The organism is Streptomyces sp. NPDC006296, assembly GCF_040613235.1.
Taxonomy (GTDB): Bacteria; Actinomycetota; Actinomycetes; order Streptomycetales; family Streptomycetaceae; genus Streptomyces.
Genome location: NZ_JBEXRT010000028.1, coordinates 77,595 through 100,787 on the forward strand (window position 1 = coordinate 77,595; position 23,193 = coordinate 100,787).

Consider the following 23,193-nt stretch of genomic DNA (forward strand, 5'->3'; position numbering starts at 1 on the left):
TTCTGCGCCGTTTCGACCGTTGTCGGTGCGAGGACCTAATCTGTGCAGCGTGACTTCGCCTGCCGACACCCAGACCGCTGCGCCCCAGCTCAGCGCGGGACCGAGGCCCGCTCCGGGACCCGCCGCCGACGAGGGGCTCTCGCGTCGGCTGCGCGCGCTCGCCTGCACCGCCCCGCTGCACGACCTCGACGTGCGCAAGGCCAACCTCGCCGGCGCGTACACGGTCTACGCCATGGCGGAGGTCGCCCTCGCGGCCATCGACCTCGTCACCCTCAACATGGACTTCGACACCGGCGCCGACCACGACCAGATAGTGGCCAGGCTCCTCCCGCGCGTCGCGGCCCAGGCCCCGGACCGCCCCGTCACCGAGCACGAACGGGTCGCGCGCTGGGTCCTGGAGAACCTCGTCAACGTCGGCACCGTGGACCGTGGCTTCCGCGCCGTGTACGGCACCTTCGGCCCCGACGGCGTCTACGTCCGCAGGGACTACGACTTCAAGCTCATCGAGGAGGTCCCGGGCCACGGCGGCAGCGTCTACCTCCGCACCACCGACGAGGCGGTCAACGTCCTGGTCGGCGCCCTGGACACGGACGTCACCAGCGCCCAGATCGCCGCCGAGGTGAAGCTGGAGGTCCTCATCAGCAGGGGCCGCCTCGCCGACGCGCAGCTCGCCGCCGAACAGGCCCGCTACCGCACCGTGCAGTACGCCGAGACGCTCCGCAGGACCCTGGAGGCGACCCGGCGCAACGTCCGCGCCGTCGACTGGCTCAACGCGGTCCCCGACATGATCACCGAGGCCCTGGACCACGTCGCCGACCGCTACCGCCACGAGAACGCGATCCTCACCAACATCCGCAAGGCCAGGGACGAGGCCGAGGAGCCCGAGCACAAGCGCCGCGCCGCCGAGCTCGTCGACATCGTCAAGGACTGCATCCGCCGCCACACCCAGCTCCAGTCCAGGCTTTTGGAGGCCGGACCGCTGTTCCGCGCCGAGCAGGACCGGCAGGCGTTCGCCCCGCCCACCGCGCGGGCGGGCCTCGACCTGTACGGCCAGCTCGTCGTCCCCGTGCTGCCGCTCCCGGTCGAGCGGGCGAGCCGGGTGACCGACGCGTTCTTCGCCCACGGCACCGGCCTGCGCACCCCCGTCTCGGTCCGCGTCGGCGACCTCGTCGACCTGCTGCTCATGCCTCCGGTCGAGCGGGAGCACCTCGGCGCGGAGATGCCCGAACCCGACCTCATCGCCACCCCCGACGACAGCAGGTTCAGCGAGGAGCAGCTCGCCTCCGCCATGGAGCTGCTCGACCTGGACCACGACGTCCCGCGGCGGCTCTCCGGACTCCTCGCCGAGGCCCGGCTGCGCGATCCCGAACTCCCCTACCTGGTCGCACTGCTCGCCGTGCACGCGGCCAGCCCGCCGGTCGGCACGGCCTACCGCCAGGGCGAGCGCCGCCTGTTGTTCGCCGTCGACGACGGCACCCCGCTGGAGGACCACGAATTCGGCGGGGCCGACCTCATCGTGGGCACGGCCCTGCTGGACGCGGCCGGCATGGCCGCGGACCGCAAGGACGCCTCGTGAGCGTCCACGGCCCGGCCCCCCACCCCCGGCCGCCGGAGCGCGGCACCCGTACCGAGGAGTCACCGAGTTGAGCGAGCAGCACGCCGAGCACACCGACGCGTGGGCAGACCCCTCCCCGGCGCACGCGGCGGACGCCGCACGGCCGGCCGCTCCCGCCGCCGTCACCCCGGCGGACGCGGCCGACGCCGCCCGCCTGGTCTCCTTCGGGCTCCAGCCGAAGCTGATGCCGGCCCGCGACACCGAATACACCGAGCTGCTCCGCCGCTACCGCGAGGAGCCCGCCTTCGCCCGGCTCGCCGACGCCGTCGCCACCGGCCTCGGACTCGTCGTCCTGGAGGTCTCCACCCGCGCCGGGATGGCCGTGACCGCCGGCGAGGACTCGGTCTTCGCCGTCCGGATGGGCGACTACGCCCGCCGCGCCTCCTCCGACTCCGCCGACCGCTTCCTGCACGGGCTGGCCCACCTCGCCGTCGCCGCCATGGCCTTCCCCCGGCCCGAGGACCTGGCCGACGACTCCTACATCGGCCGGCTCACGGTCAACGGCGTCGACGCCTTCGTCCGGCAGGCCTGCCTCCGCCTGGAGCAGCGCGCCGAGGAGCGGGGCGACAACACCGACCCCGCCACCGACGCCCCCGGCCTGGAGTCGGGCTGGCGGATCTACGCCCGCCGCAGCTCCACCGGAGCGACGAAGGACGCCCGCAGGCTCGCCGGCTCGACGACCGGCATCATCGGCAAGGCCGTCGCCTTCCTCACCGACTCGGGGTTCCTCCAGCGCACCGGGGACGACGCGGGCGGCGCCTACCGCACCACGGCCCGCTACCAGCTCCAGGTGCGCGACATGGCGGGCAGCGCCGCCATGGCCGAGCTCCTGGAGCTCGGCGTCGTCCCGGTCACGGACGGCTCGGCCACCCTGCTGCCCCCGCCCGAGACCGACGGCCTGGAACTCGCCGCCGACGCGGGCCTGCCCTTCCACTCCTGACCGACCGCCTCCCCGCCGCCCCGCCCGTCCCCCGAACGAACGACGAGAGTCCGCCGCCATGTACGAGTTGTCCCGGGTCCGCCTCTACTCCATCGGGCCCGCCGGTGCGCGCTACGCCGACACCGTGCTCGACCTGCGCGGAGTCGGTGAGCCCGTGCCCAGCCCCGCGCCGGCCCAGGCGGAGTTCTTCGAGGACGAGCCCGTCGGCCCCCCGCGCCGCCCGGCACCCGCCGGTGTGCTCTTCCTGGAGAACGGCGGCGGCAAGTCCGTCCTGCTCAAGCTGATCTTCTCGGTGATGCTTCCGGGGCACCGCAACACGCTGGGCGGAGCCAGCTCCGGCGTGCTGCGCAAGTTCCTGCTCGCCGACGACTGCGGGCACGTGGCCCTGGAGTGGCAGCACACGCTCACCGGCGAGTGCGTCGTCGTCGGCAAGGTCAGCGAATGGCGCGGCCGCCAGGTCTCCAACGACCCGCGCAAGTTCGCCGAGGCCTGGTACTCCTTCCGCCCGGGCCCCGGCCTCAGCCTCGACAGCCTTCCCGTCGCCGAGGCCGGTGCGGTCCGCAGGCCCGCCGAAGGCGTCTCGGGCGCACGCGGCAGGCGCCGCACGATGAAGGGCTTCCGCGACGCCCTCACCGACGCCGGCAAGTTCTACCCGCACCTCGACGTGCACTGGGAGGAGATCCACGACCGCTGGAACGAGCACCTCGGCGAGCTCGGACTCGACCCCGAACTCTTCCGCTACCAGCGCGAGATGAACGCCGACGAGGGTGAGGCGGCCGGCCTTTTCGCCGTCAAGAAGGACTCCGACTTCACCGACCTGCTGCTGCGGGCCGTCACCGACACCCGCGACACGGACGGCCTCGCCGACCTCGTCAGCGGCTTCGGGAACAAGCTCGGCCGCCGTGCGGAACTCACCGCCGAACGCGACTTCACCGCCGGTTCCGTCGACCTGCTCGGCCGGATCGTCGAGGCCACCGCGACCCGGGCCCGCAGCCGCGACGTCCACGCGGGCGCCGAGCGACGCACCCGCACCCTCGCCCGCAGGCTCTCCGGCCGGGCCGCCGAGGAACGCGGCCGGAGCGCCGAGCTGGCCCGGCAGGTCACGGCCGCCGCCGACACCGCCACCGAGGCCGAGGCCACCCGCGGCCGACGGGACCTGATCGCGGCCGAACTCGCCTACCGGCACGCCTCGCTGGCCCTGACCGCCGCCGAGAAGAGCGCCGCCGCCCAGCGCCGCGAGCTCGGCGAGGCACGCACCCTGCACTCCGCCTGGCAGGCCGCCGAAGCGGTCCTGCGCCACCGGGCCGCCGCCGACCGCACCGCCCGCGTCGCCGTCGCCATCCGGGAGGCCGAGCGCGACGCGGCCCCGGCCCTCGCCGCCCGCGCCACGGCCGCCGCCGACCTCGTACGCGCCCTGCACACCGCCGCCGAAGCGGGGGAGCGGGTGGCCGACGAGGAGGAGGAGCGCTCCGCGACCCTCCAGGCCACCGGGGAGGCGGCCCACCGGGACGCCACCACCGCCGCCACCGAGGCCCAGCGCGCCCGCAGCGAGGCCGGACACCTGCGCCAGCGTCTCGCCGAGGTCGAGCAGGAGACCGCCGAGGCCGTCCGGGCCGGCTGGCTCGACGACACCGCGCCGGACGCCGACCCGGCCCGTGCCGCCCTCGCCGCGAACGACGCCGAACAGGCCGCCGTCGCCGCCTGGGACACCGCACGGGACGCCGCCCGGTCCACCGCGGACCGGGCACGGGAGGCCGCGGCGGCGGAGAGCCGCACCGAGCTCGCGTCGGCCCGCGCCGCCGACGCCGCCCGGGCCGCGGAACAGTCCTACGAGGCCGAGCACAGGGCCGCCGGAGCGATCGCCGCCGACCACCGCCTCGCCGACCTGCTGGGCCTGCCCACGGCCGGCGCGGGTTTCCCGCGCCCCCGGCGCTCGGCCGCCGGGACGCCGGACACCGACGACGGCCCGCACGAGGGGGCGTCCGGCGAGGACCGCGGCCTCACGGCCGAGGAGTTCGACCACAGCGCCGACGAGCTGAGGGCACTCCTCGACCAGGGCGTCACCACCGCCGAACGCCGGCTCTTCGACCTGCGCACCGCCGCCGCCGACGACTCCCGCATCCTCGGCGCCCTCGGCGACGGGGGGCTGCTGCCCCCGGGCCCCGACGTCCTGGCCACCGTCGAGTTCCTCGGCGAGCACGGCATCCCGGCCCTGCCCGGCTGGCGCTACCTCGCGCAGGCCGTGGACCCGGCCGACCACGCGGCGGTCCTGGCCGCACGTCCCGAGCTCGTCGACGGCGTCGTCCTCACCGATCCGGACGCGCACGCCCGCGCCCGCGAGGCCCTGTCCGCCGCCGCCCTGCTGCCGCGGTCGGCCGTCGCCGTCGGCACCGCCGCCGCCCTGCTCGCCCCCGTGCCCGCGTCCGGCGGCCCCGGCGACGCCGACGTGTTCCTCGTCCCGCCGAACCCCGCGATGCACGACGAGCACGCCGCCGACGAGGAGCGCCAGGCCCTGCGGGAACGGGCCGCGGCCCGCGACGAGGACATCAGGTCCCTGGCGGCCCGGCTCGCCGCCGACCGCTCCCTCGCCGCACGCATCGGCTCCTGGCGGGCCGACTGCCCGCCCGGGATGCTCGCCGAACTCGCCGCCTCCGCCGGCGCCGCCCGCACCGCGGCGGAGACCGCCGAGGCCGAGCTCGCCGAGGCCCGCACCGTGCGCGCGGAGGCCGACGTGGCGGCCACCGACGCCGCGCGGGTCCGCGACGAACGCCAGGAGGCGGCACAGCGCGCCCGCCGCGCCGCCGACGCGCTCGCCGGACTCGCCCACCGGCTCCGCGACCGGGCGGGCTGGCAGGCGCGGCTGCGGGAACTGACCGACGAGGCTGCCGAGTCCGAGGCGCGGGCCACGGCCTGCCTCGACCGGGCCCGGGCCGCCGACGAGGACCGCCGGGCCGCCCAGCGCGCCGCGGACGACGCCCACCGCACCGCCCGCGCCCTGCGCGCCGAACGCGCCGAGATCGCGGGCGCCCCGGAGACCCTGCCGGAGCCCGACGCCTCCGCCGTACGCACCTCCCTGCCCGCCCTGCGCGAGGCGTACCGCGCGGCCTCCCGGCTGTACGAGAAGGTGGGCGTCGGCGCGGACCTGCGGGCGGAGCAGGCGCGCGCCGAGAGCGACGAGAGCGCCGCACTGGCCGAGCTCGACCGGCTCACCAACAAGGTCCGCACCCGCGCGGCCCAGCTCCTCGAAGGGACCGACGGTGCCGACGGGCCGTCCCGGCAGGCGGCCTCCGCCCGCGCCGAGTCCCTCGTCCAGCTCCTGGAGACCCGCGCGTCGACGGCCAGCGAACAGCTCGGCCGGCTGCGCGGCGAGGCCGAACGGCTCGCCCCCGCCGACGAGGCGCCCCACCACACCGAGCTCCCCGCCGACCTGGCGCCGGCCGACGCCGGACAGGCCCAGACCCTGCTCCGTACGGCCACGTCCGAACTGGCCGCCGCCACCGGCGCGCTGGACACCGCGCGCGCGGCCCACGCCGAACTGCTGCGCGCCCACCGCATCGCCGAGGACTCCGCGAGCGGCTTCGACGAGACCGCCGCCCTGCTGCGCGACCTGCTCCGGGACCACGGCCCGGAGGACGAGCCGCAGGAGCCCGAGCCCTACCCGGGCACCCTGGAGGAGGCCAGGCAGTCGGCCGCCGACGCGCGCCGCTCGCTGCGCGGCTGTGCCACCGACCTGTCGGCGGCGGAGAGCTCCGTGCGGGAGGCGAGCGACGTCCTCGTGCGGCACGCCAACTCCACCCGCTACGAACAGGTCCGCACCCCGGCCCGGCAGCAGATCCGCGAGCTCCCCGCCGTCGCTCTGCCCGAGCACGCCGAGAAGTGGGCGGCGGCCTTCGCGCCCCGGCTGCGTGTGCTCACCGACGAGCTGGCCCAGCTGGAGCGCAACCGCGAGTCCATCGTCGACCGGCTCCGCGGCCTGGTCGAGTCGGCTCTCACCACGCTCCGCTCCGCGCAGCGCCTTTCGCAGCTCCCGGAGGGGCTGGGGGAGTGGTCCGGCCAGGAGTTCCTGCGGATCCGCTTCGAGGAGCCCGACCAGGCCACGCTCACCGACAGGCTCGGCGAGGTCGTCGACGAGGCCACGCACGCGGCCCTCAAGAAGAACTCCGATCTGCGCAGGGACGGCATGTCCCTGCTGCTGCGCGGGGTGCAGGCGGCGCTGCAGCCCAAGGGCATCGCCGTGGAGATCCTCAAGCCCGACGCGGTGCTCCGCGCCGAGCGCGTTCCCGTCGGGCAGATGGGCGACGTCTTCTCCGGCGGTCAGCTGCTGACCGCCGCGATCGCGCTGTACTGCACGATGGCGGCCCTGCGCAGCAACGACCGGGGCCGTGACCGGCACCGGCACGCGGGGACCCTCTTCCTGGACAACCCCATCGGGCGCGCCAACGCCACCTACCTCCTGGAGCTGCAGCGCGCGGTCTCCGACGCCCTGGGGGTGCAACTGCTCTACACGACCGGGCTGTTCGACACCACGGCGCTCGCGGAGTTCCCGCTCGTCATCCGGCTGCGCAACGACGCGGACCTGAGGGCGGGGCTGAAGTACATCAGTGTGGAGGAGCACCTGAGGCCCGGTCTGCCGCAGCAGGACCCCGAGGGCGAGACCGTCCACGGCGAGATCACCGCGACCCGCATGTTCAGGCGGACCGGCGAGACGGCCGCGGGTGGCTCCGCCGGGGGCGGGGCCGGGGCCGGAGTCCCCGAGATGCGCTCGGAGATGACGGCACCCCGCACGGCCCCGCCCTCCGAAGCCCCCGCGGTGGCGTCCACGGACATCCCGGAGGACAAGCCCACGGACGCCTCCGCCGACGTGCCCGCGGACCTCTCCGACGGCGTGTCCACGGACGCGTCCGCCGCGGTGCCCACGGACGGGCCGGACCGGTCCGCACCGGCCGGCGACAGGCGCTGAGGGAAGCCCCGGGGGAGGCGCTCATGTGCTCAGGGAAGCCCCGGGGATCAGGCGCTCAGGCGCGGAGGAGAGCCGGACCTGTGGCGCTGTGGCGCTCGGGCGTCGAGGGCAGCCGGAGCGCATGCCGCTCGGGCGTCGAGCAGGGACGAGCCGCTCGCGAGCGGGCGCTGACGGAGTCCGGGCGCGGGCGTCCGGGCACTGAGCAAGGCGCAGGGCCGCGCCGGCAGGCGACAGGTGCTGAGGACGACCGGGGCGGAGACCGTCAGGCCCGGGAGAGCCTGCCTTCGCCCCGGCGCCGTATCCGCGCCTCCCCGCGCTCCTTGGACCGGGCGGCGCGCTTGGCGATCCGCCGCTCCCGGCGCATCCGCCGGGCCGTGCTGCTGGGCACCGAGACCACGCCGTTGCGCTGGTTCCACACCTGACGCGTCACCCAGACGTCCAGCACCGACCACGTCGCCACGACCGTGCTCGCCACACCGCCCAGGACCATCGGGAAGGCCAGCCAGGACTCGGCCAGCGTGCACAGGAAGGCCACCACGGCCTGGATGATGGTCAGCGACATGATGAGGACGGCCCGCACCGCCGCCGTCCTGACCGGGTCCGGCATCCGGCGGCGTATCGCCGGTTCCTCCACCCACAGCTGCCGCGGGATCCGGGCACCGGTCCCCGGCTCCGCCGACGCGCCGCCCGCGGGTGACGCGCCGGCCGCCGCCCCCCGACGCTCATCCGTGTCCACGGACCTCAACTCCCCACCACTGTCCGACACAGGGAGTGGCTGCCCGGAACGCGCCGCTTCTACGCGGGCGGAGCCCTTGGTCCGCCGTGCGTACCCCCCTGAGGTTCTTCTGCCCCGTACGTATGGACGAACTCCGGGCCGTGAAGATTCCCGCCCAGAGCGCTCAACCGGCACTCAAAGGTCACGGAACGAAAAATTCCAGCCAACTGCCCTGTGCAGGCGTACCGCTCGCGGCCAGCGGTTCTCTGTCGCTTTCGCGAACTACTTCGCAGGCAGTACCGGGACAACTGGTGAAAAACGCAGGAAACAGCGGCCTGAAATAGTCCGGACATGTCTTCGAGTTACCGGCACGTCAGTAGTAGGCTCACGCCGTTTGTTGACGGAACACGGGCAGCTGCCCGGTGACCCGCGGCAGGAACACCGGAACGACCAGGAAGACCGGGCAACCGGAACCACCCGGAACGCCGAAACGAACACCCCCGTGGTGCGGGGCGAGCTGGGGGAGGCCATGCGCTTTCGCGGGAAGTCCATCCGCAGGAAGATCGTGGCGTTGCTCCTCGTGCCGCTCGTCTCCCTCACCGGCCTCTGGGTCTTCGCCACCTACGTCACCGGCCGCGAGGCCGGCCAGTTGATGGGCGCGAGCGCCATCGTCGAGCAGGTCGGCCACCCCCTGGAAGACACCATCCGCGCCGTCCAGGGCGAGCGCCGCCAGACCCTCGTCTACCTCGCCGACCCCCGGGCCTCGGACTCACTGCCCCTGCTGCGCAGCCGGCGCGCCGTGACCGACCGGGTCGTCGCCGAGGTCAGGAAGAGCGCGAAGAGCACGGACGTCCGGGACAAGCTCAGCGCCGAGTCGGAGGCCCAGCTCGACTCGATCCTCAGCGAGGTCGACGGACTGGACGCGCTGCGCGACTCCGTCGAGCGGCGCACCATCGACCGGACCAGGGCCCTCGCGTTCTACAACGGGCTCGTCGATCCCTGCTACCGCTTCCTGAACGGTCTCCACACGATGGAGAACGTCTCGATGGACAAGCAGGTCCGGGCCCTCGTCGGTATCTCCCGGGCCCGCGAGATGCTCTCCCGCGAGGACGCGCTGGTCGCGTCGGGGCTCATCGCGGGACGGCTCGGCGCCCCCGAACTCCGCGTCGTGTCCGACCTCGCCGCCAGCCGCAGCCTCCTGTACGAGGTCAACCTCGAACTCCTGCCGGGCAGCGAGCGCGGGCGCATGGAGCAGTACTGGAGCAGCCCCGACACCGAGCCGCTGCGGACGACGGAGCAGCGGCTCATCGCCGCGGGGCCGATCACCGAGCCCGGCGCCGTCGACGCCGGGCGCTGGGAGGAGGTGGCCACACCGGTCCTGGAACACCTCGCCGAGGACGGCACCGAGATGTCCCACCGCTTCCAGGACCGCGCGGAACCCGCCGGCTACCGCGTCCTGATCCGGGCCGGGGTCGCCGGAGTGCTGGGGTTCGTCGCGCTGCTCGTCTCCGTCTTCGTCTCCGTGCGGGTGGGACGCGAGCTCGTCCGGGACCTCTCCCGGCTCCGCAAGGACGCCCACGAGGTGTCCGGGGTGCGGCTGCCCAGCGTCATGCGGCGGCTGGGCGCGGGCGAACAGGTCGACGTGGAGACCGAAGCCCCCCACCTCAGCTACGAACGCGACGAGATCGGCCAGGTCGGACAGGCGCTCAACACCCTCCAGCGGGCCGCCGTCGAGGCCGCCGTGAAGCAGGCGGACATGCGGCGCGGGGTTTCCGAGGTCTTCGTCAACCTGGCCCGCCGCAACCAGGTGCTGCTGCACCGTCAGCTGACCCTCCTGGACGCCATGGAGCGGCGCACCGAGAACGGCGACGAACTCGCCGACCTCTTCCGTCTCGACCACCTCACCACCCGCATGCGCCGCCACGCCGAAGGCCTCGTGATCCTTTCCGGGGCCGCCCCCTCCCGGCAGTGGCGCAAGCCGATCCAGCTGATGGACGTGGTGCGGGCGGCGGTCGCGGAGGTGGAGGACTACGAGCGCGTCGAGGTCCGGCGGCTGCCCCGCATCGGCGTCGGCGGACCGGCGGTCGCCGACCTCACCCACCTGATCGCGGAACTGCTGGAGAACGCCACCGTGTTCTCGCCCCCGCACACCGCCGTCCAGGTGCACGGCGAACGCGTCGCCAACGGCTTCACCCTGGAGATCCACGACCGCGGCCTCGGCATGGCGCCGGAGATCCTCCTGGACGCCAATCTGCGCCTCGCCGAGACGCCCGAGTTCGAGCTCTCCGACACCGACCGGCTCGGCCTCTTCGTCGTCAGCCGGCTCGCCCAGCGGCAGAACGTCAGGGTGTCCCTGCAGACCTCACCGTACGGAGGGACGACCGCGGTCGTCTTCATCCCGGCGCAGCTGCTCACCGACGCCCCCGACACGCACGGCACCGGTTTCCGCCTCGACCGGCGCGCCGAGAGGGCGATCGTCGGGGACGTGCCCGGCAGCGACAAGGCCCGCAGGGACGGTGCCGCGGCCCCGGACGTCCCCGGCAGGCCGTCCGGACTCTCCCCGGTCCCCACCGGCCTCACCGACCCGTCCGTGCTCGACGGGCCCGTCGAGCTCGAAGGCCCGGTGGGCACGCTCGGGTTCACCGATCCGGCACGGGACAGGGAGCTCGACCCGGCGCTCGCCCCGGTCCTCGACGGGGTGTCCGACCTGGAGGACACCGAGAGCGAGCGCGGCGGCATCTTCCGCGCCCGCGACCTGCGCCGGGAGCCGGACCGGGAGCAGCACCAGCAGGCCTACGACACGCCCGACGGCCGCTCCGCCGACGTCCGCCCGATGCGGCCGGCCGGACCCGTCCCGCTGCCCCGCCGCAAGCCGTCCACGCTCGTCGGCGACCAGGGCCGCCGCATCGGCGGCCGGGGCCGTTCGCACCACGGCGCGCCCGACGGCTTCCCGGTGGGCGGCGCGGCCGAGGAGACCGGCCCCGGGCCGACCGCGGCCGACGCGCCCCCGGTGCGGCTCAGGCCCGCGTCCGGCCCGCCGGCCCCGGACACGATCGGCGGCCTCCCGCGCCGGATCCGGCAGGCCAGCCTCGCCCCACAGCTCCGGGAGGACTCCGCAGGGCGGACTTCCGGCCCGGCCCCCGCGGCCACCGACGACCTCGAACGTGACGCGGAGGCAGTACGCAAGCGCATGGCCTCGATGCAACGCGGCTGGCAGCGCGGACGTCGGCAGAACGCCGAGGACGTGGCCGGCCCCGGCGAGACAGCACCAGGAACCACTCCGGGAGGGGACGGTCGATGACCGCACCGAACGCAGCAGCACGCAACGCCGCACGCCAGGGCTCCGGCGAACTCGACTGGCTCCTCGACGAACTGGTCGAACGCGTCGCGAGCATCCGCAAGGCGCTGGTGCTCTCCAGCGACGGGCTCGCCACCGGCACGTCCCAGGACCTGACCCGTGAGGACGGCGAACACCTGGCGGCCGTCGCCTCCGGATTCCACAGCCTGGCCAAGGGGGTGGGCCGGCACTTCGACGCCGGCCGGGTCCGGCAGACCGTGGTCGAGCTCGACGAGGCCTTCCTCTTCGTGACGGCGGCGGGTGACGGCAGCTGCCTCGCCGTCCTGGCCGACTCGGACTCCGACGTCGGGCAGGTGGCGTACGAGATGACCCTGATGGTCAAGCGGGTGGGGGTCCACCTGGCCAACGCCCCCCGGACCACCGGTCTGCCCGCCGGAGGGTGAGGCGGGGGGATGAGCGCAGACTCCGCCCGGGACACCGCGCCCGGATCACCGCCCGCCTCCGCCGAGGCGGGTCCCTCGCGCTGGTACGACGCCGAAGCGGGTCCGGTGGTCCGGCCCTACGCGATGACCCGGGGGCGTACCAGCAGCGCGTCCCGTCATCGTCTCGACCTGATCGCGATCGTCGTCCCCGCACCGGCGGCCGACGATCCCGGCCGGGACCAGACGCTCTCCCCGGAACACGTGGAGATCGTCGAACTGTGCAGCGACCTGCCCCAGTCGATCGCCGAACTCGCCTCCGGGCTCGACCTCCCCGTCGGGGTGGTCCGGGTCCTGGTGGGTGACCTCGTCGAGGACGAACTGGTGCACGTCACCCGTCCCGTTCCGCCGGCCGAGCTGCCGGACGTGAGCATTCTTCGCGAGGTGATCAATGGCCTTCGGGCGCTCTAGCCGCGGAAAGCGGCCCGTCGAGCCCGTGACGCTGAAAATCCTGGTGGCGGGCGGCTTCGGTGTGGGCAAGACGACCCTGGTGGGCGCGGTCAGCGAGATCAGACCGCTGCGCACGGAGGAGAGGCTGAGCGAGGCGGGCCGCCCCGTCGACGACGTGGCGGGGGTCGAGGGCAAGAGCACCACGACCGTGGCCATGGACTTCGGGCGCATCACGCTGCGCGAGGACCTCGTCCTCTACCTGTTCGGCACCCCCGGGCAGGACCGCTTCTGGTTCCTCTGGGACGAGCTGGCCCAGGGCGCCCTGGGCGCGGTGGTCCTCGCGGACACCCGGCGGCTGGAGGACTGCTTCTCGGCCGTCGACTACTTCGAGCGCCGGGCGATCCCCTTCACCGTCGCCGTCAACCTCTTCGCGGGGGCCGAGCAGTTCGCCGTGGAGACGGTCCGGGCCGCACTCGACCTCGACCCCGGGGTGCCCGTGCTGCTCTGCGACGCGCGCGACAGGGCGGCCGCCCGGGACGTGCTCGTCGCGGTCGTGGAACACGCCATGGAGCGCGTGGACGGCGTCCGGGAACCCGCCGGGACCTGACGTCCGCACCGGACGCGGCCCGTACCCCCGCCGACCGGGGTACGGACCGCGCGTACGGGTGCGGGGGGCGGGCGTGGAAGGAGTCTTCACCCGGGCTGACGGCCCGTCAACCCCGCGTGCGCCGCGGGGTCACCGGTTCTCGGCGAGCCACTCGGCCGCGGTCCGGGCCAGCTCGTCGTCCCGTCCCGCCAGCATCATCCGGATCATCTGCGCGTCCCCGCGCAGCGACCACGCGGGGTTCCCGAACGTCGCCGGGTTGTTCTTCTCGATGAGGAAGTGCGCGGGCCACGCCGTGCCGTATCCGATCAGGGGCAGCGCCAGGGCGTACCGCCTGCGGCCGCGTGCCAGGCCGTACGCGCTGACCGCGAGGCCGGTCAGCGTCCCGGCCAGATGGATCCAGCGGGTGGCCGCCCTGGAGTGCATGGCGACGTAGTAGGGCCAGAACTCTTCGTACGAATCGAACGTCTGTGGTGGCATAGGGGCACGGTAACCGCTCGGCCGGCAACCGGACACGGCTCCTCCGCGTCCATGGGGGAGGACGGCGGCCGGAGCCCACGGGGGTGGTCCCGGCCGCCCGTCCGCCGCCCGTGCCTCAGTGCCCCGCGACGGAACTCCGGGCCACCGGGAAGTCGAAGTAGGTGTCCGGGAACGGCTCGGGCCGGTAGGTGAAGTGCCACCACTCCTCGGCGAGGTTCACGAAACCGAGGTCCGTGAGCGTCGACCTGAGGAACTGCCGGTTGGCGCGCTGCACTCCCCGCACCCGGGGGGCGTCCGTGTGCGACAGGGTGTCGAAGCAGTCGTACCCCGTGCCCATGTCCACCGAGTTGTCCGGGAAGCGCTCGCCCTTCGGGGCGAAGCACGGTGCCAGCTCCTCGCCGGGCCGGTACGGGCGGGTCGGCAGGGCCGGCAGCCGCACCAGGGTGAGGTCGACCGTGCTGCCCCGGCTGTGCCCGGACCTCTCCGCGATGTACCCGTCCTCGAACAGCCGCGTCTTGTCGACCCGCGGGTAGAACTCGTCCTTCATGACCTGGTCGTCGAGGTCCTTCGCCCAGCGCACGAAGTGGTCCACCGCGCGCTGCGGCCGGTAGCAGTCGTACACCTTGAGCGAGTAGCCCCGGCGCAGGAGGCTCCGCTGGGCCGTGCGCAGCGCGAGGGCGGCGGGCCGGGTCAGGATGCAGACGGGCTGGCGGTAGCCGTCCACCCGCTCGCCCATGAAGGTGTGCGCGGTGGCGTACCGCATCTCCGTGATGATCGTCGGATCCACGGAACGGAGGTCGACGAACGCGGGCGGCGCCTCGGGGCCGGGCCTCGCCGCGGCGGACGGGGCGGCGGCGGTGACGGAGAGCAGAGCGGCGCCGGCGGCGGCCAGGGCGCGGAGGGCACGAGCGATTCCTGTCATGGGCACACCGTCTATCAGCTTCCGCGCCGCAGGAGAAGAGCGATCGGATACAGTCCGCCCGTGAAGGACTCCCACTGCTCCGACTGCGGGACCCCGTACACCTCCTCCGCCTGGCCGCGCACCTGTCCCGCCTGCGGCCGCACCGCCTACCGCAACCCGCTCCCGGTCGCCGTGGCCCTCCTCCCCGTCACCGGCCCGCACGGCACCGGCCTCGTGGTCATCACCCGCACCGTCCCCCCGCACCGCGGCGGAACCGCGCTCCCCGGCGGCTACGTCGACGGGACCGAGGACTGGCGCCACGCGGTGGTCCGCGAACTCCGCGAGGAGACCGGGATCCGGGCCGACGAGACGGACGTACGCCTCTCCGACGCCCTCAGCTCCCCGGACGGGCACCTGCTGCTCTTCGGACTCCTCCCGGCCCGCCCCGCCGGCGGACTCCCGCCGTCCGCACCGACCGACGAGACCTCCGGCTACGACGTGCTGCGCGCCCCGGGCCCGCTCGCCTTCCCGCTGCACACCCGCGTCGTGCGCGCCTGGTTCGCCGGCGCCTACGGCTGACCGGCGCCGGGCAGCCCCCGGACCCGCACCGGACAGGACACCGCACCCTCCCGGCCCTCCCGCTCGACCACCACACGCCCGTCCCTGAGCCGGGAGGTGTACCGCTCCACCTCGGCCTCCTCCCACCCGTCACCCCGGTCCCGCACGACCAGCCCGCCCCCACCGCGCCCGGCGGGCGGAGCCCACACCTCCAGACACAGGGCGCCCTCCGGACTCCGCACCGGAAGCACCGCACCGGCCCGCGCCAGCACCGGGATCCGCGACAGCGGCGCCTCCACCACCACCTGCCCCGGCCCCTCGAAGGCCCGCCCGGTCGCCGTGTCGTACCAGCGGCCCGGCGGCAGCCGCACCGACCGGCGGACGGCCCCCTCCTCCAGCACCGGCGCCACCAGCAGCGCGTCACCCAGCAGGAAGGCGTCCTCGCAGTCCCGCAGCTCACGGTCCCCGGGCGCACCCCACCACACCGGACGCACGTACGGCGCCCCGGTCAGCCGGGCCAGGTGCGCCAGCGTCACGAAATACGGAAGCATCCGCTCCCGCTCCTCCAGCACCCGCCGGGCGTGCCCGAGTACCTCGGACCCGAACTCCCACGGCTCCCGGCGCCCCGCGTCGACGGCCGCGTGGGTCCGGAACAAGGGCATGTACGCGCCCAGCTGGAACCAGCGCAGATACAGCTCCGGCGAAGGCGATCCGTCGAACCCGCCGACATCGGGACCCGAATACGGCACCCCGCAGAGCCCCAGCCCCAGCACCAGGGCCAGCGAGGCCCGGAGCCCCGGCCACCCGGTGGCCACGTCACCGGACCAGGTGCCCCCGTACCGCTGCATCCCCGCCCACCCCGAACGGGAGAACAGGAACGGCCGCTCCCCGGGGCGCAGCCGCCGCAGCCCCTCGTACCCCGCCCTCGCCATCGCCAGGGCGTACACGTTGTGCGCCTCCCGGTGGTCGCCGCCACGGCCCTCCAGCGCGTGCCTGGACGAACGCGGCAGGGACGGATCCCCGAAGGCCGAGAACGACACCGGCTCGTTCATGTCGTGCCACACCCCGGCGAACCCCTGGCCGAGCCGCTCCTCGTACAGCCCGCCCCACCACTCCCGCACCGACGGATCGGTGAAGTCCGGATAGACGCACTCACCCGGCCACACCTCGCCCCGCACCGGCCGGCCCCGCGCGTCCCGCACGAAGGCGCCACGCTCGCCCACCGCCAGGCCGCTGTCGAACACCGCGTCGCCCGCCGACGCCCGCACCGCCGGATCGACGATCGACACCAGCCGCACCCCGTCCTCGGCCAGCTCCTTCGCCAGCCCGGGGAGATCCGGGAACCGGTCCCGGTCGACCGTGAACACCCGGTGCGCGTCGTAGTGGTCGATGTCCAGGTGCAGCACCGACAGGGGCAGCCCCCGCTCCCGGTACCCGGCGACGACCCGCCGCACCTCCCGCTCGCTGCCGAAGCCCCAGCGCGCGTGCTGCGGCCCCAGCGCCCACGACGGCGGCAGCGCGGGCGCCCCCGTCAGAGCCGTCCAGCCCTGCAGCACCCGGGCCGGCGTCCCCACCACCACCCAGCAGCGGAGCGGGCCCCCGTCCATCCGCACCTCACAGGTACCGGGCCGGTCGTGCCCCGAACCGGCACCCTCCGCACCCTCCCGCAGCGTCACCACGCCCGACCACGAGTTGTCCTGGAACGCCAGATGCGTCCCCGCGTCGGAGACCACCACCTGCACCGGCATCGTCAGGTACAGCGGATCGTCCCCCGGACCGAAACGCCCGCCCGGATCCGTGTTCCACAGCCGGTACGCGCCCTCCCGCAGCCGCGGCCCCCCGGAACGCCCGCCCAGCCCGAAGAACCGCGCGTCCGCCGGGACCTCGGACCGCTGCACCCACCGCGCCTCGCCCCCCTCCACCGGCTCCCACCAGCGCGGCGGCAGCTCCCGGCGCAGCAGCACCCCGCCGGGCGTGCGCAGTTCCACCGCGCCGTGCCGCGACACCACGACCGTCAGCCGCTCCGACACGACCTGCCAGCCGCCGTTCGTGTCCGGCTCCAGGCGCGCCCGCGGATCCGGCTCCGGACCGTCCCCGGGCAGCGCGTACGAGGGAAGCGGCCCGGCCCCGTCCCAGGACCAGAACACCGCACCGCCCACCGCCACCCGGACCAGCAGCCGCGAGCGGGCGAACCGCACGACCCCGCCACCGGGACCCGGCTCGGCGCCGGCCAGCAGCCCCGGCACCCGGGCCCGCTCGGCACCGCGCGGCGCCAGCCCCCGGGCATCCGCTCGCCGGTGCCGCCAGGCCGAGCGCACCGTGCGCAACCCCCGCAGGGAACCGACCGATCTCACCGAGCGCACCAGGTCACGAGCATCCATGCGGCCACCCTGCCATCAGCCCGGACGCCGGCGTGCTCCGTTCAGCTTCCGTTCACCTGTGGCCCCGCCACACAGCGGGACACGCAACCATGTCCGGGGGACCCTGGTGCGCGGGACGATCACGTGGCATCGTCCGTGACAGCCTCACCCGCACGCCTCCGCCGTGCCCGCATCACGCACGACCCGCGTACATCCCGAAAGGCCAGGGAGCCCCCATGACCTCAGCAGCCGGCGAAGCCCCCCTCTGGCAGCCCCAGCCCGAGCGCGTCGAGGCCGCGGCCGTCACCCGCTTCCAGCGCTGGGCGGCGGAGCACCACGGAGCCCCCGCCGACGGCGGATACGCGGCGCTCCACCGCTGGTCGGTCGACGAACTCGACACCTTCTGGAAGGCCGTCGCCGACTGGTTCGACGTACGCTTCTCCACCCCGTACGACACCGTCCTCGGGGACCGCACCATGCCCGGCGCCCAGTGGTTCCCCGGCGCCACGCTCAACTACGCCGAGCACGCCCTGCGCACCGCCGACGACCCGATCCGCGCCGACGCCCCCGCCCTGCTGCACGTCGACGAGAACCACACCCAGGCCGCAGTCAGCTGGTCCGAGCTCCGGCGCCAGGTCGCCTCGCTCGCCGCCGAGCTGCGCGCGCTCGGCGTCACGCCCGGCGACCGGGTCAGCGGATACCTCCCGAACATCCCGCAGGCCGTCGTCGCCTTCCTCGCGACCGCCGCGGTGGGCGGCGTCTGGACCTCCTGCGCCCCCGACTTCGGCGCCCGCAGCGTCCTGGACCGCTTCCAGCAGGTCGAACCCGTCGTCCTGTTCACCGTCGACGGCTACCGCTACGGCGGCAAGGAGCACGACCGCACCGCCACCGTGGCCGAACTGCGCCGCGAACTCCCCACCCTGCGCGCGGTCGTCCACATCCCGCTGCTCGGCACGGACGCCCCCGAAGGCGCCCTCGCATGGTCGCGGCTCACCGCCTCCGACGTCGCACCGCACTTCGAGCAGGTCCCCTTCGAACACCCCCTGTGGGTGCTCTACTCCTCCGGCACGACCGGCCTGCCGAAGGCGATCGTCCAGTCCCAGGGCGGCATCCTCCTCGAACACTTCAAGCAGATCGGGCTGCACTGCGACCTCGGCCCCGACGACCGCTTCTTCTGGTACACCTCCACCGGCTGGATGATGTGGAACTTCCTGGTGTCCGGCCTCCTGACCGGCACCACCGTCGTGCTCTACGACGGCAGCCCCGGCCACCCCGACATCAGCGCCCAGTGGCGCGTCGCCGAACAGACCGGCGCGACCCTCTTCGGCACCTCGGCCGCCTACGTCATGGCCTGCCGCAAGGCGGAGGTCCACCCGGCCCGCGACCACGACCTCAGCCGCCTCCAGTGCGTCGCCACCACGGGCTCCCCGCTCCCGCCCGACGGCTTCCGCTGGCTGCACGACGAGTTCGCCGGCAAGGACGCCGACCTGTGGATCGCCTCCGTCAGCGGCGGTACGGACGTCTGCAGCTGCTTCGCGGGCGCGGTACCCACCCTCCCGGTCCACATCGGCGAACTCCAGGCCCCCTGCCTCGGCACCGACCTCCAGTCCTGGGACCCCGCCGGCAACCCGCTCACCGACGAGGTCGGCGAGCTCGTCGTGACGGCACCCATGCCCTCCATGCCCGTCCGCTTCTGGAACGATCCCGACGGCCGCCGCTACCACGACAGCTACTTCGACGTGTATCCCGGCGTGTGGCGCCACGGCGACTGGATCACCCTCACCGACCGCGGCTCGGTCGTCATCCACGGCCGCTCCGACTCCACCCTCAACCGGCAGGGCGTCCGGATGGGGTCCGCCGACATCTACGAGGCCGTCGAACGGCTCCCCGAGATCCGCGAGTCCCTCGTCATCGGCCTGGAGGAGCCGGACGGCGGCTACTGGATGCCCCTGTTCGTCCACCTCGCCGAGGGCGCCACACTCGACGACGACCTGCGCGCCGCCATCAAACGGACCATCCGCGAGAACCTCTCGCCCCGCCACGTCCCCGACGAGGTCATCGAGGTCCCCGGCATCCCGCACACCCTCACCGGCAAGCGCATCGAGGTTCCGGTCAAGCGCCTCCTCCAGGGCACGGCCCTCGCCAAGGCCGTCAACCCGGGCTCCATCGACAACCTCGAACTCCTCCACTTCTACGAGGACCTGGCCCGCGAGCGCCGCTGAACCGGCCGCCCCTGACCCGCTGTCAGTCCCCCTGATTACGCTGAGTGAGCAATGACCGACCGCGCACAGGGGGACCCATGGCGCACATCCGACCGACCGCGCGGAGCCGACGACGCTCCGCACCGCCCTCCGCACGCCGCGCACTGCGCCGCGAAGCACCCAGCACCGTCGGCCTGTTGGTCGACCCCGAGGACTTCGCGGCCATGCGCCACTACCGCAGCTTCACCTTCGACGACCACACGGTCTACCTCCGGCAGGTCGAGGGACTGCTCCGCACACTCACCGCCCAGGGCACGCACACCACCGTCGCCCTCTTCGACCCCGAGGACTACGCGGAGTTCTGCACCGCATCGGGCCTCGACCCCGACCGGCCCACCAGCCGGAGCCGCTTCACCGCCGAGATCGCCGCGGCCGGCGCCACGGTCGCCTACACCGGCCAGCCCATCGACACCCTCGTCCCGCTCCTCGTCTCCCGCGCCGTCCGCCGCGCGACATGGGAGTACGCCACCATGCTGCTCGCCGGCACCGGGGACTGCGTCGACTGCGGACAGGACATCGGCCGGGCCGCCTTCGACCGGGCGTCGCACCTGCTGATGCGCCTGCTGGAGACGGCCGGTCCGGGCACCCACCACCTCGTCTGCAGCACACCCACCGCCGACGAACAGCTCCTCGCCGTCCTCCACACCGCACAGGACGCGGACGGCCCGGCCCGGCTCTCGTCCTCCGAGGGAGCGGAGTTCGCCACCGTGCTCGCCGTCGCGGTCGCGCTGGACACCCGGGGAGGCGTGGTCCTGCGCACCACCGCGTCCGGGGCCCCGGACCGGGTGCACGGCTGGCGCCTGTACGGGGGCAGCCTCCTGCCGCTCACGGCGGGGGAGGTGTTCAGCGCCTACTGCACCGACGCCGACACCGGCGAGCCCGTGTCCCCCGAGCCGGGCGTCGAGTACTGCGCGGGCTTCGACCTCGGCACGGACGAACCGGAGCCCCACCACTGACCCCGGACAGAGCGAAGGGGTTCCCACCGGGACCGGCGGGAACCCCTTCACGTGCGGCGGCGCACGCCGGGCGGAGTCACTCGCCCGACAGCACCGCCTGCGCGGCGATCCGCGCCTCGTCGGCGGAGTCCGCCGCACGCGCGGCGGAGGCCGCGCGCTCGCACTGCGCGAGCGTGTGCTTCGCCAGCGTCGCCCGCACATAGGGAAGAGACGCCGCACCCATCGACAGGGAGGTGACACCCAGACCGGTCAGCACACATGCCAGGAGCGGATCCGAAGCGGCCTCACCACAGACACCGCAGCTCTTGCCCTCGGCCCGGGCGGCCTCGGCGGAGAGGGCGACCAGATCGAGCAGCGCGGGCTGCCAGGGGTCCTGGAGCCTCGACACGGCACCCACCTGACGGTCGGCCGCGAAGGCGTACTGCGCCAGGTCGTTGGTGCCCAGCGAGAGGAACTCCACCTCCTGCAGGATCGAGCGGGCCCGGAGCGCGGCGGACGGAATCTCCACCATCGCCCCGAACTTCGCCTGCAGCCCCGCCTCACGGCAGGCGTCGGCGAACGCCCGCGCGTCGGTGCGGTCGGCCACCATCGGCGCCATCACCTCGAGGTACACCGGGAGGCCCTCGGCCGCCCGCGACAGGGCGGTCAGCTGCGTCCGCAGCACATCCGGGTGATCCAGCAGACTGCGCAGCCCCCGCACACCCAGCGCGGGGTTCGGCTCGTCCGCCGGCGTCAGGAAGTCCAGCGGCTTGTCGGCGCCGGCGTCCAGCACCCGCACCACGACGCGCCCTTCGGGGAACGCCTCCAGCACCGCACGGTAGGCCTCGACCTGCTTGTCCTCGGACGGCGCCTGCTTGCTGTCGTCCAGGAACAGGAACTCCGTACGGAACAGCCCGACACCCTCGGCGCCGGCCTCCAGGGCCGCCGGGACGTCACCGGGGCCACCGATGTTGACGAGCAGCGGCACCTTGTGACCGTCGGACGTGGCCCCGGGCCCGGTCACGGCCGACAGCGCCGCCTTGCGGGCCGCCGACGCGCTCTCCATCTCGGCGCGCTTCTCCTCGCTCGGCTCGACGAAGATCTCACCCGTGCTGCCGTCCACCGCCACGACCGTGCCCTCGGCGATCTCGCCGGCACCGGGAAGGGCCACCACGGCCGGGACTCCGAGCGCCCGCGCGAGGATCGCACTGTGGCTGGTCGGCCCGCCCTCCTCCGTGACGAAGCCGAGGACCAGCGCGGGGTCGAGCAGCGCGGTGTCGGCGGGCGCCAGATCACGCGCGATCAGGACGTACGGCTCGTCGCTGTCGGGCACACCCGGCATGGGCACACCGAGCAGCCGGGCCACGATCCTGTTCCGGACGTCGTCGAGGTCGGCGACCCGTCCCGCCAGGTACTCCCCGGCATTGGCCAGCAGGGCCCGGTACGCGGCGAACGCGTCGTAGACACCGCGCTCGGCGGTGCTGCCCACGGCGATCCGACGCTCGACGTCGGCGATCAGCTCGGGGTCCTGCGCCATCATGGCCTGGGCCTCCAGCACGTGCTGGGCCTCGCCCCCCGCCAGGTTGCCGCGCGCGTTGAGGTCGGCCGCGACGGCTTCCACGGCCTGACGGGCACGCCCCTGCTCGCGCTCGGCCTCTTCCGCGGGGATCTGTTTGGCCGGGGGTTCGAGCACCGCCGTACCCATGTGCCGAACCTCGCCGATCGCCACACCGTGGCTCACGCCGACGCCTCGCAGCGTTGTCTCCATTTCACCCGTCTCCGATTGTGCGGCGGCTGCGCCGCCGCGGTGGATACCCGACTGGCTCATCACTGCGCCGAGGGTGTCACTGCCAGCCGAACAGCGTCTCGCCGACCTTGACGTCGCCGTCCTCGCGCACGTCCGACAGGGACTCGGCCGTGGCCTCCAGGGCCACGACCGGACAGATGGCGGACTTCCCGGCCGCCTCGACGCCGGCGGGGTCCCACCGGACGATGCCCTGACCGCGGGTCACCGTGTCCCCCTTGTTCACGAGGAGCTCGAAGCCCTCGCCGTTGAGCTGCACGGTGTCGATCCCGAGGTGCGTCAGCACGCCGTGACCCTGCTCGTCGACGACGACGAACGCGTGCGGGTGGAGGGAGACGACGATCCCGTCCACCGGTGAGACGGCCTCGGAGGGCTCGCGCACCGGGTCGATGGCGGTACCGGGACCCACCATCGCTCCGGAGAACACCGGGTCGGGCACGGCGGTGAGCCCGATGGCGCGGCCGGCAAGAGGGGACGTCACTGTGGTCATGGAGAGCCTCCCAGGGGTGGGGATCCTGATGGTCACCGCCACGGCTGATCGGGGGCGGCGTACTGATCAGCAGCGTAAGTCATATGAAGTCCCGGTTCCGCCCGAGAGCGACCGGTTGACCGCCCCGGAGGCGCACCGCGAACGATTTGCCCCGCACTTCGACGGCCTGTACTGTCGTACCCCTGCCTGACACCCACAGGGCTTCACGTCCGGGATCGGCAGCGACTTCCAAGCCCAGACTCTAACTCTGATTGCGCTCCCGCATGCTCGCGAGGACCCCGGTCAGAAGCACGGAAAAGGCCTGATAGAGTCGGACTCGCCGGAAAGGGAAACGCGAAAGCGAAGAACTGGAAAGCGAATAGAGTAGTACCGCAGGATCCCGCTTCGACCGGGAATCGGACGC

At 74.0% G+C, this 23,193-nt stretch carries 16 protein-coding genes; 10 read left to right on the forward strand and 6 right to left on the reverse strand.

All coding sequences use genetic code 11. From position 1 onward, the window contains the following. Window positions 1–49: 49 nt before the first annotated feature. The 3 genes from ABZ172_RS20325 to ABZ172_RS20335 all read left to right on the forward strand — a co-directional run bounded on the left by ABZ172_RS20325 (window position 50) and on the right by ABZ172_RS20335 (window position 7,515). Window positions 50–1,576 (forward strand): hypothetical protein, encoded by a 1,527-nt coding sequence (locus tag ABZ172_RS20325; RefSeq protein ID WP_356885128.1) that lies wholly within the window; start codon window positions 50–52, stop codon window positions 1,574–1,576. A 67-nt stretch (window positions 1,577–1,643) separates the two neighbouring features. Continuing rightward, window positions 1,644–2,555, forward strand: a complete 912-nt coding sequence (locus ABZ172_RS20330; RefSeq protein WP_356885129.1) for a hypothetical protein — start codon at window positions 1,644–1,646, stop codon at window positions 2,553–2,555. Window positions 2,556–2,613: 58 nt separating this feature from the next. Continuing rightward, window positions 2,614–7,515 (forward strand): hypothetical protein, encoded by a 4,902-nt coding sequence (locus ABZ172_RS20335; RefSeq protein WP_356885130.1) that lies wholly within the window; start codon window positions 2,614–2,616, stop codon window positions 7,513–7,515. 262 nt (window positions 7,516–7,777) lie between these two features. Here ABZ172_RS20335 and ABZ172_RS20340 read toward each other — a convergent pair whose 3' ends face one another. Further along, window positions 7,778–8,251 (reverse strand): hypothetical protein, encoded by a 474-nt coding sequence (locus tag ABZ172_RS20340; protein ID WP_356885131.1) that lies wholly within the window; start codon window positions 8,249–8,251, stop codon window positions 7,778–7,780. 508 nt (window positions 8,252–8,759) lie between these two features. Between ABZ172_RS20340 and ABZ172_RS20345 the strand changes: the two genes are divergently transcribed. The 4 genes from ABZ172_RS20345 to ABZ172_RS20360 are packed head-to-tail and all read left to right on the forward strand — an operon-like array spanning window position 8,760 to window position 13,004. Next, window positions 8,760–11,531: a nitrate- and nitrite sensing domain-containing protein gene (locus tag ABZ172_RS20345; RefSeq protein WP_356885132.1), complete on the forward strand. Its 2,772-nt coding sequence runs from the start codon at window positions 8,760–8,762 to the stop codon at window positions 11,529–11,531. Next, window positions 11,528–11,971, forward strand: a complete 444-nt coding sequence (locus tag ABZ172_RS20350; RefSeq protein WP_356885133.1) for a roadblock/LC7 domain-containing protein — start codon at window positions 11,528–11,530, stop codon at window positions 11,969–11,971. Before ABZ172_RS20345 ends, ABZ172_RS20350 begins: the two co-directional genes overlap by 4 nt. A 9-nt stretch (window positions 11,972–11,980) precedes the next feature. Then, window positions 11,981–12,418, forward strand: coding sequence for a DUF742 domain-containing protein (locus ABZ172_RS20355; RefSeq protein ID WP_356885134.1), 438 nt, complete (start codon window positions 11,981–11,983; stop codon window positions 12,416–12,418). Next, entirely contained in the window at window positions 12,399–13,004 is a 606-nt protein-coding gene (locus ABZ172_RS20360; protein WP_356885135.1) for an ATP/GTP-binding protein, read from the forward strand. Before ABZ172_RS20355 ends, ABZ172_RS20360 begins: the two co-directional genes overlap by 20 nt. Window positions 13,005–13,133: 129 nt before the next feature. Here the strand turns inward: ABZ172_RS20360 and ABZ172_RS20365 are convergent, their stop codons facing one another. Further along, the gene (locus ABZ172_RS20365) at window positions 13,134–13,481 is read right to left on the reverse strand and encodes a DUF962 domain-containing protein (RefSeq protein ID WP_356885136.1); all 348 of its coding nucleotides are present in this window, start codon (window positions 13,479–13,481) and stop codon (window positions 13,134–13,136) included. A gap of 115 nt (window positions 13,482–13,596) precedes the next feature. After that, a complete protein-coding gene (locus ABZ172_RS20370; protein ID WP_356885137.1) occupies window positions 13,597–14,403 on the reverse strand; it encodes a M15 family metallopeptidase in 807 nt (268 codons plus the stop codon). A gap of 60 nt (window positions 14,404–14,463) precedes the next feature. Between ABZ172_RS20370 and ABZ172_RS20375 the strand changes: the two genes are divergently transcribed. Further along, on the forward strand, window positions 14,464–14,961 hold the full coding sequence (locus tag ABZ172_RS20375; RefSeq protein ID WP_356885138.1) for an NUDIX domain-containing protein: 498 nt from the start codon (window positions 14,464–14,466) through the stop codon (window positions 14,959–14,961). Here the strand turns inward: ABZ172_RS20375 and ABZ172_RS20380 are convergent. Then, window positions 14,952–17,321, reverse strand: a complete 2,370-nt coding sequence (locus ABZ172_RS20380; protein WP_356885139.1) for a glycoside hydrolase family 31 protein — start codon at window positions 17,319–17,321, stop codon at window positions 14,952–14,954. The two genes, ABZ172_RS20375 and ABZ172_RS20380, sit on opposite strands and share 10 nt — an antisense overlap. Before the next feature lie 215 nt (window positions 17,322–17,536). On the opposite strand from ABZ172_RS20380, the gene ABZ172_RS20385 reads away from it, so the two are divergent. Together ABZ172_RS20385 and ABZ172_RS20390 are read left to right on the forward strand one after the other, a co-directional pair. Further along, window positions 17,537–19,522, forward strand: a complete 1,986-nt coding sequence (locus ABZ172_RS20385) for an acetoacetate--CoA ligase (protein ID WP_356885140.1) — start codon at window positions 17,537–17,539, stop codon at window positions 19,520–19,522. 77 nt (window positions 19,523–19,599) lie between these two features. Then, a complete protein-coding gene (locus ABZ172_RS20390) occupies window positions 19,600–20,517 on the forward strand; it encodes a hypothetical protein (RefSeq protein ID WP_356885141.1) in 918 nt (305 codons plus the stop codon). A 76-nt stretch (window positions 20,518–20,593) separates the two neighbouring features. On the opposite strand, the gene ptsP is transcribed toward ABZ172_RS20390, so the two are convergent. Continuing rightward, window positions 20,594–22,264 (reverse strand): phosphoenolpyruvate--protein phosphotransferase, encoded by a 1,671-nt coding sequence (gene ptsP, locus ABZ172_RS20395; protein ID WP_356885142.1) that lies wholly within the window; start codon window positions 22,262–22,264, stop codon window positions 20,594–20,596. Between the two features lie 76 nt (window positions 22,265–22,340). Further along, complete coding sequence (locus ABZ172_RS20400) at window positions 22,341–22,790, reverse strand: PTS glucose transporter subunit IIA (RefSeq protein ID WP_356885143.1); 450 nt, start codon at window positions 22,788–22,790, stop codon at window positions 22,341–22,343. Window positions 22,791–23,193: the final 403 nt, after the last annotated feature.